Source organism: Pseudarthrobacter ribosi, assembly GCF_055412865.1.
This window is the reverse complement of the sequence record NZ_JBVAYZ010000020.1, coordinates 21,685-36,484: the sequence shown is the minus strand read 5'-3', so window position 1 is coordinate 36,484 and position 14,800 is coordinate 21,685. Positions and strand designations below refer to the sequence as shown.

General features: G+C 67.8%; 13 protein-coding genes. 11 read left to right on the top strand and 2 right to left on the bottom strand.

Going from position 1 to position 14,800, the window contains the following annotated elements; genetic code table 11:
• The first annotated feature begins 140 nt into the window (after positions 1-140).
• Positions 141-494, top strand: coding sequence for an Rv2175c family DNA-binding protein (locus ACZYZ5_RS16660; RefSeq protein ID WP_307463183.1), 354 nt, complete (start codon positions 141-143; stop codon positions 492-494).
• 121 nt (positions 495-615) lie between these two features.
• Here the strand turns inward: ACZYZ5_RS16660 and ACZYZ5_RS16655 are convergent, their stop codons facing one another.
• Both ACZYZ5_RS16655 and ACZYZ5_RS16650 read right to left on the bottom strand, forming a co-directional pair.
• Positions 616-1,710, bottom strand: a complete 1,095-nt coding sequence (locus ACZYZ5_RS16655) for a polyprenyl synthetase family protein (protein WP_463903190.1) — start codon at positions 1,708-1,710, stop codon at positions 616-618.
• The gene (locus ACZYZ5_RS16650; RefSeq protein ID WP_463903188.1) at positions 1,707-2,240 is read right to left on the bottom strand and encodes a hypothetical protein; all 534 of its coding nucleotides are present in this window, start codon (positions 2,238-2,240) and stop codon (positions 1,707-1,709) included. The genes ACZYZ5_RS16655 and ACZYZ5_RS16650 overlap by 4 nt, the downstream gene beginning before the upstream one ends.
• Before the next feature lie 74 nt (positions 2,241-2,314).
• Between ACZYZ5_RS16650 and dinB the strand changes: the two genes are divergently transcribed.
• From dinB to murD, 10 genes are all read left to right on the top strand, one after another.
• On the top strand, positions 2,315-3,577 hold the full coding sequence (gene dinB / locus ACZYZ5_RS16645) for a DNA polymerase IV (protein ID WP_463903186.1): 1,263 nt from the start codon (positions 2,315-2,317) through the stop codon (positions 3,575-3,577).
• 277 nt (positions 3,578-3,854) lie between these two features.
• Positions 3,855-4,229, top strand: a complete 375-nt coding sequence (locus tag ACZYZ5_RS16640; RefSeq protein ID WP_463903185.1) for an SCO2097 family morphological protein — start codon at positions 3,855-3,857, stop codon at positions 4,227-4,229.
• A gap of 368 nt (positions 4,230-4,597) precedes the next feature.
• Positions 4,598-5,026, top strand: a complete 429-nt coding sequence (mraZ, locus tag ACZYZ5_RS16635) for a division/cell wall cluster transcriptional repressor MraZ (RefSeq protein ID WP_160666519.1) — start codon at positions 4,598-4,600, stop codon at positions 5,024-5,026.
• 195 nt (positions 5,027-5,221) lie between these two features.
• Complete coding sequence (rsmH, locus tag ACZYZ5_RS16630) at positions 5,222-6,220, top strand: 16S rRNA (cytosine(1402)-N(4))-methyltransferase RsmH (RefSeq protein WP_463903183.1); 999 nt, start codon at positions 5,222-5,224, stop codon at positions 6,218-6,220.
• Positions 6,217-6,894, top strand: a complete 678-nt coding sequence (gene ftsL, locus ACZYZ5_RS16625; protein ID WP_463903181.1) for a cell division protein FtsL — start codon at positions 6,217-6,219, stop codon at positions 6,892-6,894. Before rsmH ends, ftsL begins: the two co-directional genes overlap by 4 nt.
• Before the next feature lie 42 nt (positions 6,895-6,936).
• On the top strand, positions 6,937-8,739 hold the full coding sequence (locus ACZYZ5_RS16620; protein WP_463903179.1) for a peptidoglycan D,D-transpeptidase FtsI family protein: 1,803 nt from the start codon (positions 6,937-6,939) through the stop codon (positions 8,737-8,739).
• A 126-nt stretch (positions 8,740-8,865) separates the two neighbouring features.
• Positions 8,866-10,524 carry a UDP-N-acetylmuramoyl-L-alanyl-D-glutamate--2,6-diaminopimelate ligase gene (locus tag ACZYZ5_RS16615; RefSeq protein ID WP_463903177.1) on the top strand — a complete coding sequence of 553 codons (1,659 nt, stop codon included), beginning with the start codon at positions 8,866-8,868 and terminating at the stop codon, positions 10,522-10,524.
• A 6-nt stretch (positions 10,525-10,530) separates the two neighbouring features.
• Positions 10,531-12,111, top strand: coding sequence for a UDP-N-acetylmuramoyl-tripeptide--D-alanyl-D-alanine ligase (locus ACZYZ5_RS16610; protein WP_463903175.1), 1,581 nt, complete (start codon positions 10,531-10,533; stop codon positions 12,109-12,111).
• Positions 12,108-13,217, top strand: a complete 1,110-nt coding sequence (mraY, locus tag ACZYZ5_RS16605) for a phospho-N-acetylmuramoyl-pentapeptide-transferase (protein ID WP_463903173.1) — start codon at positions 12,108-12,110, stop codon at positions 13,215-13,217. The genes ACZYZ5_RS16610 and mraY overlap by 4 nt, the downstream gene beginning before the upstream one ends.
• Positions 13,199-14,800 (top strand): UDP-N-acetylmuramoyl-L-alanine--D-glutamate ligase, encoded by a 1,602-nt coding sequence (gene murD, locus ACZYZ5_RS16600; protein ID WP_463903171.1) that lies wholly within the window; start codon positions 13,199-13,201, stop codon positions 14,798-14,800. Before mraY ends, murD begins: the two co-directional genes overlap by 19 nt.

Below are 14,800 nucleotides of genomic sequence, written 5' to 3'. Positions count from 1 at the left end.
TTTGACATTCCGCAAACAAGTGTTTGCGGAGTGTCGGTCCGCGGGCCGCGGCGCGGACGGAAGCCGCGTCCGGGGCAGCCGGCATTTAATCGGTGGGCGTCGACTAGGCGCAGAGCCTGCCGGCATGGCAATCTTGATCCGTGAGTAATGTAGAAAGCCTTGTGGGCGAATGGCTGCCCCTGCCCGATGTCGCACAGCTTCTGAACGTTTCGATTACAAAGGTTCATGCCCTCCTTGACGAACGCGCGCTGGCGGCACTGAGGGTCGGTGAACGCCGGATCCGTTGCGTTCCTGCGGACTTCATCCAGGACGGCCACGCCGTGGAAAGCCTCAAGGGAACGATTGTGGTCCTCGCGGACGCCGGCTATTCCGATGAGGAACTCATTACCTGGTTGTTTACGCCGGATGAATCCCTGCGCGGCCGTCCGATCGACGCCCTTCGCGAGGGGCGCAAAACGGAAATCCGGCGCCGGGCGCAGTCCCTGGCCTGGTAACCGAAGAACGCTCCCGTCCTTAACTAATGCAGGCCCTGCACCCCATATATGGGGTGCAGGGCCTGCATTAGTTAACGCCGCAGTTGCTGCCACCGGCGTCATGTGCCGGCAGGGCTGGGGCTCAGGCCGCGCGGCTGACCGTGGCCTCGGCCAGCTTCCGCAGCGCGGTCTTGGGCAGTTCCTCCAGCGGTAGGAGATCCAGGGCAGCGAAAGCCGCCCGGCCAAATTCCTCGATCAGCACTTCCGTGGCCTGGAGTGCGCCGCAGTCCGCGATGATGCGGCGGATTTCGTCCACGTCGGCGTCGCCCAGCCCGGGGCTGCCCAGCTTCGCGTCGATGAACGCGGACTCGGCAGCGCTGGCCAGGTCCAGGGCAAAGGCGATCAGTACGGTCCGCTTGCCTTCACGCAGATCGTCGCCTGCAGGTTTTCCGGTGCTGACCGGATCGCCGAAGACGCCCAGGACGTCGTCGCGGAGCTGGAAGGCCTCGCCCAACGGAAGGGCGAACGCCGAGTAGCCGCGCAGCAGCTCGTCGCGGGCGCCGGCCAAGGCACCGCCCAGGGCCAGCGGATGCTCGGTGGAGTATTTGGCCGATTTGAAGCGAATGATGGACTGGGCGCGGCTGACGGCTCCGGCCCGGTCCCGCCGGGGCCCGGCGACCTCCTCGAGGATGTCGAGGTACTGGCCCGCCATGACCTCGGCGCGCATCAGGTTGAAGATCAGCCGCGCCCGGCTCCCGGAGGCTGCGCTCTGCCCGATCTCGGTAAAGGATTCCTCGCTGAATGACAGGCACAGGTCGCCGGTCAGGATGGCGGCGGCGTGTCCGAACCGTTCACTGTCCAGTGCCCAGCCCTGCGTCTCGTGCAGTTCGCTGAAGCGCCGGTGCACGCTGGGGCCGCCCCTGCGGGTGTCAGAGCGGTCGATGATGTCGTCGTGGATCAGGGCGGCCGCCTGGAACAGCTCCAGCGCTGAGCCTGCCGTCACGACCTCGTTGGCGCCCGCTCCGCCGCCGGCGCCACGCCAGCCCCAGTAGCACATGAGCGCCCGGAGGCGTTTGCCGCCGGTGACGAGGTTCGAAATGGAACCCATGAGCGGATCGATGTCCGGGGAGATCGAGGACATCACCGCCTGGCGGGTGGCCAGGAAATCGGTGAGTTTCCCGGCGACTGCGGCGACATAGGCGGCTTGTTCCAGACGCAGCTGCTCCGCGAGGGTCACTTGACGGACTCGGCGGCGACGTTCGCACCGATGGTGAAGGTGGAGACGCCGGCGGTTTCCAGCACCGAAATGTTGACGGTTTCGGTGTCACCGCGGAGGAAGTCCTTGGACGGTACCGCCCCGACAGTTTCCCCCGGAACGGCCTTGAAGCCCTGGCCTTCCAGTTCCTTCGTATAAAAGGCAAGCACCTCGGCTGCCGGCGCGGAAATGCTGCCGACGAGAGCGACCGTGGCGGGCTCCGTGGTCTTGTCAAAGCTGCTGGAGACGACCTTCGCTCCGGGCATCACCGGCAGGAGGGTCTCCGGGAACCCGGGAACCATCGCACCGACGGTGGCCGAGGTTCCGGGTTCAGCGGAAGGGCTGGCCGGCGCCGTTGTGGTGGGCTGGGCCTCGGACGGCGCGGCCGACGACGACGAGGAACCCGAGGCGGCGGCCCCGGGGTCGGCGGGGGTGCAGGCCGCCAGGGCCATCAGCGTGCCCGCCGCCACTGCGGCTGCCGCGGCACGCTTGCGCTGTCCAAATACCTTCACAGGGACTTTCCTCCTGGTGTTGACGCCGGATTCAGCCTCCAGTTTAGTCAGTCCCGGGGCATAGGATTGAAGTTGTGGGGCCGGACGAGGATAAACAGCAGCGGGAGCAGTCTCCCCAGGGCGCAGCCAGGCGGCCCAGCGAAGCGCAAATGCGGGAGCTCCGGCGGAGCAGCATCATGCACGTGGACATGGACGCGTTCTTCGTGTCCGTGGAATTGCGGAGCCGTCCGGCGCTTGTGGGCAGGCCCGTCATCGTGGGCTACCCCGCCGACCGGTCCGTCGTGCTCTCTGCCTCCTACGAAGCCCGGAAATTCGGCGTCAAATCCGCCATGCCGATGGTGGTGGCCATGCGGATGTGTCCCTCTGCCGTTGTCATCGAGCCCCGGCACAAGCTGTACTACGAGGTGTCCGGCCAGATTATGGAGATTTTCGGATCCATCACCGAACTGGTGGAGCCGCTCAGCGTGGACGAGGCCTTCCTCGACGTCGGGGGAGCGATCCGCCGGCTGGGCCCGCCCCGCGGGATCGGCGAACTCATCCGCACCCGGGTCCGCAGTGAACTGGGCATCACCGCGTCTGTGGGAATAGCCGCCAGCAAGTTCGTGGCGAAGATTGCCTCCACCCGGTGCAAACCGAACGGGCTGCTGCTCATCGGTCCTGAGGAGACCGTCCCGTACCTGCACAGCCTTCCGGTCAGTGCCCTCTGGGGCGTCGGCGCCAAAACGGTGGAGGTCCTGTCCCGGATGGGCATCCGGACCGTCGCCGACGTCGCGGCGTCCCCGCTCCCGTCCCTGAGGAAGGTGCTCGGCGCTTCCGGGGAACATGTTTACCGGTTGTCGTGGGGAATTGACCCCCGCCCGGTGACCCCCGTCCGGCTCGAAAAGAGCATTGGCGCGGAAGAGACCTTCGCGGTGGACACTGCCGACGAGGCCCTGCTGCACCGGGAATTGCTGCGCCTGTCGCACCGCACGGCGGAGCGGCTCCGCGGTGCCGGCATGCACGCCCGTACCGTGGCCCTCAAGCTGCGCTACGCGGACTTCTCCACGATCACCCGCAGCCGCACTGTCAGCACACCGATCGACAGCGCCCAACTGCTGTACGCCGTCGCCGTCCAGCTCCTTGAGTCGGTCGGCGACCGCCCCATGACCGTGCGGCTCGTGGGCATCCGCGCCGAACAGCTCGAAGAGGCCGCACAGGCGCCCCTGCAACTCAGCCTTGACCGCCGGGACGACAACTGGCGCGCCGCGGAGCAGGTCCTGGACCAGGTGACCCGGAAGTTCGGCTCAAAGTCCGTGTTGCCGGCCAGGCTCCTTGACCCCGGGAGCAACTCAGGCTAATCCAAGGTTGTCAAACACGCACTTCCTGAAGTCAAGGGGACGTTCGGCATCTTTCAGAACAGGGCGCAACAAACTATCCTTATTTATACGTAAGTTTGGAACGACTGGAACGAGCGTTCGGACTAATGCAGGACCAGCTGAACACCCCGGAAGGGGTCGTGGAGAAACCCATTCGACCAACGGCGGCGATTGGGAACCACGCGGGGATCCCGCACGTTGTGGGTTTAGGGACACTGGCCGCGTCAGTCTGGACGTCGGCCGATTTAAGGAGGTCGTGATGCCGCTCTCGGAGCACGAACAGAAGTTGCTGGAGCAACTTGAGAAGCAGCTGCATGAGGACGACCCCAAGTTCGCCAGCTCGATGGGCTCGGACGCGGGACGTTCGTGGTCAACCCGCCATTTGGTGATCGGCGTCCTGGCCACCCTGGCCGGCGTCGTGCTGCTGCTCTTTGGCGTGACGATCCAAAATATTTTCGTCGGAGTCCTCGGTTTTGTGGTCATGGGGGCCGGGGTCTACTACGCCACCATGCGCGGTGCTGCTGCCGGCAGGGCCAAGGCCTCCGGTACGGCCCGGAAGTCCGGGAAGCCCAGGAGTTCGTTCATGAGCAATCTTGAGGAACGCTGGGACGAGAGGCACCGCGGGGAACCCTAAACCCCGGCCGGTTCACCGAACCTCCAGTCCGACCTCCACTTTCCACCACAGGGAACACCCAGGTGGCATAGAAGACCCGCTCCGGCGGGTCTTTTTGTCGTTAACCAGGGAAAGCCATACCCGGGCGGGCCAAGAGCGGCGATGCGCGCCCGGTACCGTGCCGTGGCCCGCAGATTCCCTCCACTGCGCCCCACCGGCCCCGGTTCCCGGCTATTACTGGGAACAAGGAGGCCATCGGCCCACAAATTGACGCCGATTCGCTCGGCGTGTCGTTGACTGGGGAGGGATGTGGAGTAATGTGGAGGACGTAAGAGGGTAGTGGCAGCACGGGGGACGTTGGCTTCCTACGAACAGACAGGCGGTGGGCCGTGTTTCTCGGCACACATTCGCCGCGTCTGGACGAAAAAGGTCGCATCATCCTTCCCGCCAAGTTCCGCGAGGAGCTTGCCGGGGGACTGGTTCTCACAAGGGGCCAGGAACGCTGCATCTACGTCTTCAGTGAGGCGGAATTCGGCCGGGTTCACGAGCAAATGCGGGAGGCCCCAATCTCCAGCAAGCAGGCTCGTGACTACATCCGTGTTTTCCTCTCTGGAGCCTCCGACGAGGTACCTGACAAGCAGGGGCGCGTGACGATTCCGCCGGCGCTCCGGGAATACGCAGGGCTCGGCAGGGAACTCGCCGTTATCGGTGCAGGGACCCGCGCTGAGATCTGGGACGCCCAGGCCTGGAACGAGTACCTCGCCGAAAAGGAAACGGCCTTCTCGGAGACCGACGACGCAATACCGGGGATTCTCTGAAGCCCCACAGGAACCAGGCAGCACTGCACGATTCTTGACCGAGATCTCCAGCCGCCCATCCGGTTGTTTTCCTGGCTCACTTCCCCGGAGCCAGGCAGACGCGGGGTAGGGACGGATGGGGATCTGGATTAAGAAGCGGCAGGCGCACCAGCACCGCACTCCAGGAACCAACCGGACCAACGAAAGGACGCAGGCATGACGGACCCTGACCAGTCGAAGCCCACGTCCGAACGCCATGTACCGGTCCTCAAGGACCGGTGCATCAATTTGTTGGCACCAGGGTTCGAGGCGGCGCGCAGCCGGGGCGAGACCCCCGTGGTCATCGACGCCACCCTGGGCATGGGCGGCCACGCCGAGGCCATGCTGCAGCGCTTTTCGGACCTGCACCTGATCGGCATCGACCGCGACGAGGAAGCCCTGGCCCTCGCGGGGGAGCGCCTCCAGCCTTTCGCCGGCCGGATTGACCTCGTGCACGCCGTGTACGACGAAATCCCCGACATCCTTGCGGACCTCGGCTTCGCGGAAGTCCACGGGGTCCTGATGGACCTCGGCGTCTCCTCGCTCCAGCTGGACGAACGCGAACGCGGCTTCGCGTACTCCTTCGACGCCCCGCTGGACATGCGCATGGACACGAGCCGCGGCCAGACCGCCGCTGACGTCGTCAACAACTACAGCGAAGAGGACCTGGTCCGGATCATCCGGAAATGGGGCGAGGAGAAGTTCGCCGGCCGCATCGCCAACCGGATCGTCACCGCCCGCGCCGGGAAGCCGTTCACGACAACGGGGGAGCTCGTCGAGCAGATCCGCGATGTTGTCCCCTCCGGCGCCGCTAAAACGGGCGGACATCCGGCAAAGCGCACCTTCCAGGCACTCCGGATCGAGGTCAACGAAGAACTCGATGTCCTGGAACGCGCCATCCCCGCGGCCATCAGCGCCATCGCCGTCGGCGGACGCGTGGTCGTGATGTCGTACCACTCGCTGGAAGACAAGATCGTCAAGGGCTTCTTCCAGGCAGGATCCAAGTCCTCCGCGCCGCTCGGCTTCCCCGTGGAACTCGAAGAGCACAAGGCCGAGCTGAAAACCCTGACGAAGGGCACCGAAGTGCCCACCGCCGCCGAAATCGCCGAAAATCCACGGGCCGCGTCCGCCAGACTCCGCGCCGTGGAACGCATCAAAGCCAGGAGGGCCGCATGAGCACCGCCGCTGTCAACAGATTCCCCGTTGCCGCAGGCGCGACCGCCCGCGCCCTTCCCGGGATCACTCCCGGCACCGGGCCCTCCCGGAAAGGGCGCACCCCGCTCTCCCTGGTCCGGTCAACCCCGCAGAAGCGCCGTGCCCCGTTCGTCGTGCTCTGCTTTGGACTCCTGGCCGTGGCCCTGATGGCGGTACTGGTCCTCAACATCTCCGTGTCCACCGCGCAGTACCAGCTCGTGCAGCTGCGGAGCGTGCAGTCCACGCTGACGAAACAGAACCAGGACCTCACGCAGCAGGTGCAGAACTTTGACGCCCCGCAGAACCTGGCCGCCAAGGCCACCGAGCTGGGCATGGTGGCTTCCACCGCCAAAGGTCAGATCGACCTCTCCACACTGACCGTCACGGGCAAGGCCAAGCCCGCGGTAAAGGGCGACGCCCCCGGCGCCGTCATTGCCGCCCCGGCCGTGGCCGGACAACTCAGCGTCGTCCCGCCGGCCACTGTGAAGGAGCCGCTCGCGAACCGCAAACCCGCGGCGGCCCCGGCCCCGGCCGCCGCCGCCCCGGCTGCCGCCGTACCGGCGGCCGAGGCCGCGCCGGTCACGCCGGCAAAACCGGCAGTCGAACTCCACGGAGGCTCCGTTCCCGCCCCCGCGCAGAAGGTCCCGGGAGAGTAACGCAGGACGGACCACCAGCCAGGCAACCAGCAAGGAAACATCGTGGCGCAGAACACCGGCAAGGCACGCAAGGCGAAAGCGCCGAGCGCGACGCGGCGGCTGCGGCTGGGCCTCGGCGTCATGCTGACCCTCCTGCTCGTCGTCGGCGGAAAACTCTTCCTGGTCCAGGGCCTCGACGTCGGCGGCATGGCCGAGGCCGCCCTGCAGAACAGGCTCACCCCCATCGAACTGCCCGCCGAGCGCGGCAGCATCCTGGATACCAACGGCACCGTCCTGGCCAGCAGTGTGATCCGCTACAACCTCGTTGTCGACCAGACCGTCAACACCAAGACCGAGGAGTTCCGTCGGCTGGAGCCGGTGGACGGCAAGGAAGAGCTTGTCAAGGTCTCCCGGGACCAGGGCATCAACGAACTCGCAGCCGTGCTCGGTATGGCCAAGGACACGCTCAAGGACGCACTGACGGGGGAGCAGCGCTACTACATCGTGGCCAAGGACCTGAAGCCGGACGTCGAGGACCGCATCGCCAAGCTCCAGATCCCCGGCATCGTCACCGAAGGCACCAGCAAGCGGGTGTACCCCAACGGCTCGGTGGCCGGCGGGATCGTTGGCTTCCTGAAGGACGGCAACACCGGCCAGGCCGGCCTCGAGCAGACCCAGGACGGGATCCTCAGGGGAACCGCGGGCAAGCGGCTCTTCGAAATCGGCGCGGACGGGCTGCGCATCCCGGTCGGAGTCGACCAGCTGACCCCGGCCGTCAACGGCAAGGACATCAAGCTCACCCTGAACGCGGACCTCCAGTACTTCGCCCAGCAGGCCATCCAGAGCCAGCGCGACAAGCTCAGCGCCGAGTGGGGCGTCGTGATCGTCCAGGACATCAAGACCGGCGACATCATCGCCATGGCGGACACCAACTCCCCGGACCCCAACGACCCGGGCAAGACCGACCCCCAGGACCGCGGCGTCCGTGCCGTCACCGCGGCGTACGAACCCGGATCGGTGCAAAAGATGATCACGGCCGCCGCCCTGATCGAGGAAGGCAAGTCCTTCCCGCTGGACAAGTTCACGGTCCCGTCCTCGTACACCGTGGACGGGCAGACGTTCAGCGACTCTTTCGCGCACGGCACCGAGGAACGGACCCTGGCCGGCATCCTGGGCTGGTCGATGAACACCGGCACGGTCATGGCCGGCGAGCGGCTCAGCAAGCAGCAGCGCTACGACTGGCTGAAGAAGTTCGGCATCGGCGAAGCGCCGGATATCGGACTGCCCGCCGAGGCCACGGGCATCCTGACCCCGCACGAGCAGTGGGACGGCCGCCAGGAGTACACCGTCCTGTTCGGCCAGGGCGTCTCGCAGTCCACGCTCCAGACCGTCCGGGCCTTTCAGAGCGTCGCCAACAACGGCGTGATGCTCCAGCCGCGGCTGATCGACAGCTACATCAATCCGGACGGCACCGAGGAAAAAGCTCCGGCGCAGCCGTCGCGGCAGATCGTCACCCCGGACACCGCCCGGCAGGTGCGCGACATCCTCGAGAGCGCCGTCACGGAGGGCCAGATCAAGGAGGCCGGCCTGGACGGCTACCGCGTCGGGGCGAAGACCGGCACCTCGCAGTCGCCGTGCGACGACGGCACCGCCGGCTTCTGCGGATTCACGGCGTCGATGGTGGGGATGGCGCCGATGGACGATCCGCGGTTTATTGTTGAAGTGGTCCTGCAACGGCCCAAGGGCGATATCTACGGCATCTCGAACGGACCGGTTTTCCGGTCCGTGATGAGCCAGGCGCTGCGGACTTACAACGTCCCGCCGTCCACCGGCGAACCCGTCCGGCTGCCGCAGTACGTCAAGTAGCACCCGCGCGGGAACCAGCACCACGCACGTCCGCCACCAATTTGTACCGGGAATACTGAGCCTGCGGGCCGGAGCGATCCTCCGTGCGCAGCGCCAGATCCACCAGCACCACCAACGGAGATCCACGTGTCAGACCAGAATGCCCCCGGCGCGTCCGCCGCGCCGTCCGACCCGGGGTCCACCCCGGGCTTCCGGCCCACTGCGGTAGCTGCCGTGCCGCTGGCCACCATCGGCGAGGCAATCGGCGTCGTTGTCCCCGGCGCGTCCGGCTCCGTCCCGGTCACCGGGATCTCCCTGAATTCCCGCACCGTCCAGCCCGGCGACCTCTACGTGGCCCTGCCCGGCGCGAGCCGGCACGGCGCCGACTTCGTCTCCCAGGCCGTGGCGGCCGGGGCGGCCGCCGTGCTGACGGACGACGCCGGCGCGCGCCTGCTGGCGTTCTCCCACGACATCGCCGTGCCGGTGCTGCTGGCCGAGGAACCCCGCAGCCTCGTGGGGCGCCTGTCCGCCCTGATCTATCGGAGCCGGCCGCAGGACGAGCCCGCTCCGGCCCTCTACGGCGTCACGGGCACCAACGGCAAGACCACTACGACCTACTTCATCAATGCCCTGCTGCGGGCCCTCGGGCAGAAGACAGGACTGATCGGCACCATCGAGATCCTGGCCGGCGGGGACCCGATCCCCAGCCTGCTCACGACGCCGGAGTCCACCGACGTCCACGCCCTGCTGGCCCTGATGCGAGAACGCGGCCTCGACGCGGCCTCCATGGAGGTCTCCTCGCACGCCATCTCGTTCCACCGCGTGGACGGGGTCGAATTCGACGTCGCCGGCTTCACCAACCTGACCCAGGACCACCTCGACCTGCACGGCAGCATGGAGGAGTACTTCCAGACCAAGGCCCGGCTCTTCACCCCCGGCCGGGCCCGCAGCGCCGTCGTGACGGTCGACGACGACTGGGGCGTGAAGCTCGCCGCCGCCGCCGGCATTCCGGTAACCACGCTGGCCACGCACCCCACCGGCGGGGTGACCGGAACGCCCGCGGCCGCGGACTGGACGGTCCTCCGGCCGGCCCCGCGGGGACTCGGCACGGTCTTTACCCTCCGCCACCGCGACGGCACGGAGCTGCGCGTCCACACCGGGCTGCCCGGCAGCTTCAATGTGGCCAACGCCGCGCTGGCAACCGTCATGGTGCTCGCAGGCGGCCACGATGCCGCCGCGGTCCAGGCAGCCCTCGACACCGGCGACCCCTTCACCGTCGCCGTCCCCGGCCGTATGCAGCTCGTCTCCACCGCCCCCGCCGCGGTGGTCGACTTTGCGCACAACCCCGATGCCCTGGCCCGCGCCCTGGAGGCCGTCCGCTCTCCGGAACCGGGGTCCCGGGTGATCATCGTCTTTGGCGCCACCGGGCAGCGGGACCAGGGCAAGCGCCCCGCCATGGGTGCCATCGCCGCGCGCCTCGCCGACATCGTCATTGTCAGCGACGACGACCCGCACGACGAGGACGCCGCGGAGATCCGCGACGACGTCCTGGTGGGCGCGGTCGAGGCCAAGGAGCACGAGGGCCTGGACTGCAGCATCATGGAGGTTTTCCCCCGCGATGCCGCCATCCGGAAGGCCGTGGAACTCGCGGACCCGGCCGACACCATCCTCGTCGCGGGACGGGGCCACGAAATTTGGCAGGAAGTCAAGGGCGTCAACCTCGCCCTGGACGACAGGGTGGAGCTCCGCTCCGCCTTGACAGTTCGGGGATTCACCGTTCTCGAAGACCAGCGGATAGAGTCCTAAACCGAGATGATTGCATTTACCGCGGCGGAAATCGCCGACATAACCAACGGCCGGCTGGCCGCCGAACCGGGGACAACCCCCGGCTCCGTGGTCACCGACTCCCGGGAAGCCACCCCGGGTTCCCTCTACGTGGCCAAGCCGGGCGAGACGGCCGACGGCCACGACTTCGTCGGCGCTGCCTTCGACCGCGGCGCCGTGCTGGCCCTGGTCGAACACGACGTCGCCGACGCCGCCGGCCGCAGCTACCCCGCCATCGTGGTCCAGGACTCGGTCCTCGCGCTGGGCGCCCTGGCCGCGGAAACCGTCCGGCGGATCCGCGCCGGCCGCGCGGCCGCCGGCGAGCCGCTGACCGTGATTGGCATCACCGGGTCCGCCGGCAAGACCACCACCAAGGACCTGCTGGCCGGGATCCTGGCCGCGGAAGGCAACACCGTTGCCCCGCAGGGTTCCTACAACGGCGAAGTCGGGGTCCCGCTCACCGTCTTCAAGGCCGGGGTGGACACCCGTTACCTCGTGATCGAGATGGGCGCCACAGGCGTCGGACACATCAGCTACCTCGCCGAAATGGTCCGCCCCGACATCGGCGTGGTCCTTGGTGTCGGCACGGCCCACGCCGGTGAATTCGGCGGCGTGGACAACATCGCCCTCGCCAAGGGCGAGCTCGTCGAGGCCCTGCCGGTCACCGGCACCGCCGTCCTCAACCTGGACGACGCCCGCGTCGCCGCCATGGCCTCGCGCACCCGGGCCACTGTGCTCGGCTGCACCGCCCAGCCGGCCCGCGACAGCCCGACCGACACCGTCGGAGCAAACACCGTCGGAGCAGACACCGTCGGAGCAGAGCTGGTCCGTGCCGAGGGCCTCGAGCTGACGGCCGGCGGCAGCCCCGAATTCGACCTTTTCCTGCCCGGTGAGAGCACCGGGCACCACGTCGCGGCCCGGCTGATCGGCGCCCACCACATCGCCAACCTGCTGGCAGCGGCGGCAGCGGCGCACGCCGCCGGCGTCCCCGGCGAACGCATCGCGGCCTCGCTGAGCGCCCAGACGGCCGCCAGCAGGTGGCGGATGGAACGCACCGAACGGCCCGACGGCGTCACCGTCATCAACGACGCGTACAACGCCAACCCGGAATCCATGCGCGCCGCGCTGCGCACCCTCGCCGACCTCGGCCGGGGCCGCCGGACCTGGGCCGTGCTCGGGGCAATGCTGGAACTGGGCCCCGACTCCATCCGTGAACACATGGCCGTGGGCACCCAGGTGGTCCGGCTCAACATCTCCCGCCTCGTCGTCGTCGGACGCGAGGCACGGTCCCTGTATGTCTCAGCGGTCAACGAGGGGTCCTGGGGCGACGAATGCGTCTTCGCCGAGACCCCCGAGGAAGCCTACGAACTCCTGCAGGCCGGGCTTGAGCCCGGTGACCTGGTGCTCTTCAAGTCCTCCAACAGCATCGGACTGCGCCACCTGGGCGATCGGATAGCATTACCCCCACAGACCCCCGGGACCGCTGCCGGTCCCGCCGAGGGAAGGGCTGCCGAAAACGCAGCCGGAGACGCTGCCGGAACCGCCACTGAAGGGAGTGCGCTGCTGTGATTGCACTGCTGATGGGCTCTGGGCTGGCCTTGCTGTTAGCCTTCCTGGGCACCCCGCTCTTTATCCGCTTTCTGGTCCGCAAGAGCTACGGACAATTCATCCGGGATGACGGACCCACCACGCACCACACCAAGCGCGGCACCCCCACCATGGGAGGCACCGTCGTGGTCCTGGCGGTGCTCGCCAGCTACGGCATCACGCACGGCGTGATGTGGATGATCAACCCGGCATCCCCGGGCCCGTCCGCCTCGGCCCTGCTGCTGCTGTTCCTCATGGTCGGCATGGGGCTGGTCGGCTTCCTGGATGACTTCATCAAGATCTCCAAGCAGCGAAGCCTGGGCCTGAACGCGAAGGCCAAGCTGATCCTGCAGGCCGCGGTCGGCATCCTCTTCGCCATCCTGGCCCTGCAGTTCCCGGACGAGAACGGCGTGACACCGGCGTCGTACCAAATCTCCCTGGTCCGCGATATCCCGTGGCTGAACCTGGCCTTCGCCGGCACCGTGATCGGCGCCATCCTCTTCGTGCTGTGGTCCAACCTGATCATCACCGCCGCCACCAACGGCGTGAACCTCACGGACGGCCTCGACGGCCTCGCGGCCGGCGCCGCCATCATGGTCTTCGGCGCCTACACCCTGATGGGGATCTGGCAGAGCAACCAGTCCTGTGGCTCGCCGCGGCAGACCGGCGCCGGCTGCTACACCGTCCGCGACCCGCTGGACCTGGCCCTGCTCGCCGCCATCCTCAGCGCTGCGCTGGTCGGCTTCCTGTGGTGGAACACCTCGCCGGCCAAGATCTTCATGGGCGACACCGGTTCGCTGGCCATCGGCGGCGCCGTCGCCGGCTTCGCCATCCTGTCCCGGACCGAGCTGCTGCTCGCCTTCATCGGCGGCCTATTCGTCCTGATCACCCTCTCGGTGATCATCCAGGTCGGCTACTTCAAGATCACCAAGGGCAAACGTTTCTTCAAGATGGCCCCGCTCCAGCACCACTTCGAACTCAAAGGCTGGGCCGAGGTCACCGTCGTCGTCCGGTTCTGGATCCTGTGCGGACTCTTCGTCGCCGCCGGGCTGGGCATCTTCTACGCCGAATGGGTGGTCCTGCTGTGACCGGTCCGATTCCCGCACCCCGCACCAGCTCACCCCGGCTCCAGGGCCTGGTCAGCTGGGACTCCGACTGGGCCGGACTCCGGGTCGTCGTCACCGGCATCGGTGTCTCCGGCTTCGCCGCCGCCGACACGCTGATCGAACTCGGCGCCCGCGTGGTCGTGGTGGACGCCGCCGCCGGTCCCACCGCGCAGGCCCAGGCGGACACCCTCCGGATCGTCGGCGCCGCCGACGTCCTGCTGGGCGAGGACGCCGTGGAGACCGTCCCCAAAATCGATGGCGCCAAGCCGGACCTGATCGTCACCTCCCCGGGCTGGCGGCCGGACCAGGTGTTGCTCGCCGCCGCGGCCCGGGCCCACATCCCGGTCTGGGGCGACGTTGAACTCGCCTGGCGCCTCCGCGAACGCCACGGGCGCAAGACCGCCGACTGGCTGACCATCACCGGCACCAACGGCAAGACCACCACCGTCGGGCTGACCGAGTCGATGCTGCAGGCGGCCGGGCTCAAGGCCATCGCCGTCGGCAACGTCGGCACGCCGATCCTGGACGCCCTGCGCGATCCGGTGGACTACGACGTCTTCGCCGTCGAGCTCTCCAGCTTCCAGCTGCACTGGAGCGACTCAATCTCGCCGGTGGCGAGCGTCTGCCTCAACGTCGCCGAGGACCACGTCGACTGGCACGGCTCCTACACGTCCTACCTGGCGGACAAGGCCAAGGTCTACAAACACACCCAGAAGGCGTGCATCTACAACGCCGAGCAGATCGAAACCGAACGCATGGTCGAGGACGCCGACGTCGTCGAAGGCTGCCGTGCCGTGGCCTTCACCACCGTCACGCCGGCCGTCAGCATGCTCGGCGTCGTCGAAGGACTCCTGGTGGACCGCGCCTTCATTGCCGAGCGCAAGGACAGCGCCGCCGAACTGGCAGCGGTGTCGGACCTCGGCCCGGTGGCTCCCCGCCACATGGTGGCCAATGCCCTGGCCGCGGCTGCCCTGGTCCGGGCCTACGGCGTCGAACCGGCCGCCGTCCGCAAGGGCCTGCTGAACTACCTGCCGGGGGACCACCGCATCCAGCCCGTCGCCCGCCACGACGGTATCCTCTGGGTGAACGATTCCAAGGCCACCAACCCGCACGCCGCGGCCGCCTCGCTCTCCGCGTTCGAGAGCGTCGTCTGGATAGCAGGCGGGCTGTCCAAGGGCGTCAACTATGAGCCGCTGGTCCAGGAGCACGCCCGGCGGCTCAAGGCCGTCGTCCTGATCGGGGCCGACTCCAGCGATCTCCGCTCCGCGCTGCAGCGACACGCACCCGATGTCCCCGTGATCGAGGCGGGGAAGGGCGAAAATGATGAGGTGCAGACTGCCGGGACGGCCGGCGCCGTGGCAGGACCCTCGCCGATTTTCGGTGAGACTGTGATGGCCCGGGCCGTTGCGTCGGCGGCGCAGCTTGCCGCCTCCGGGGACACTGTGCTCCTGGCCCCGGCGGCAGCATCCATGGATCAGTTCTCTTCCTACGCTCACCGCGGCGACGCCTTCATCGAAGCTGTCCGCGACCTCGTGGAAGGGCCGGCTCAGACCAGCGAGGAGTAA

Excerpts from the sequence above, each read along its gene's own strand:
- ACZYZ5_RS16640 (WP_463903185.1), top strand. The coding sequence starts at position 3,855 with ATGCCGCTCTCGGAGCACGAACAGAAGTTGCTGGAGCAACTTGAGAAG.
- rsmH (WP_463903183.1), top strand. The coding sequence starts at position 5,222 with ATGACGGACCCTGACCAGTCGAAGCCCACGTCCGAACGCCATGTACCG.
- ftsL (WP_463903181.1), top strand. The coding sequence starts at position 6,217 with ATGAGCACCGCCGCTGTCAACAGATTCCCCGTTGCCGCAGGCGCGACC.
- ACZYZ5_RS16610 (WP_463903175.1), top strand. The coding sequence starts at position 10,531 with ATGATTGCATTTACCGCGGCGGAAATCGCCGACATAACCAACGGCCGG.
- murD (WP_463903171.1), top strand. The coding sequence starts at position 13,199 with ATGGGTGGTCCTGCTGTGACCGGTCCGATTCCCGCACCCCGCACCAGC.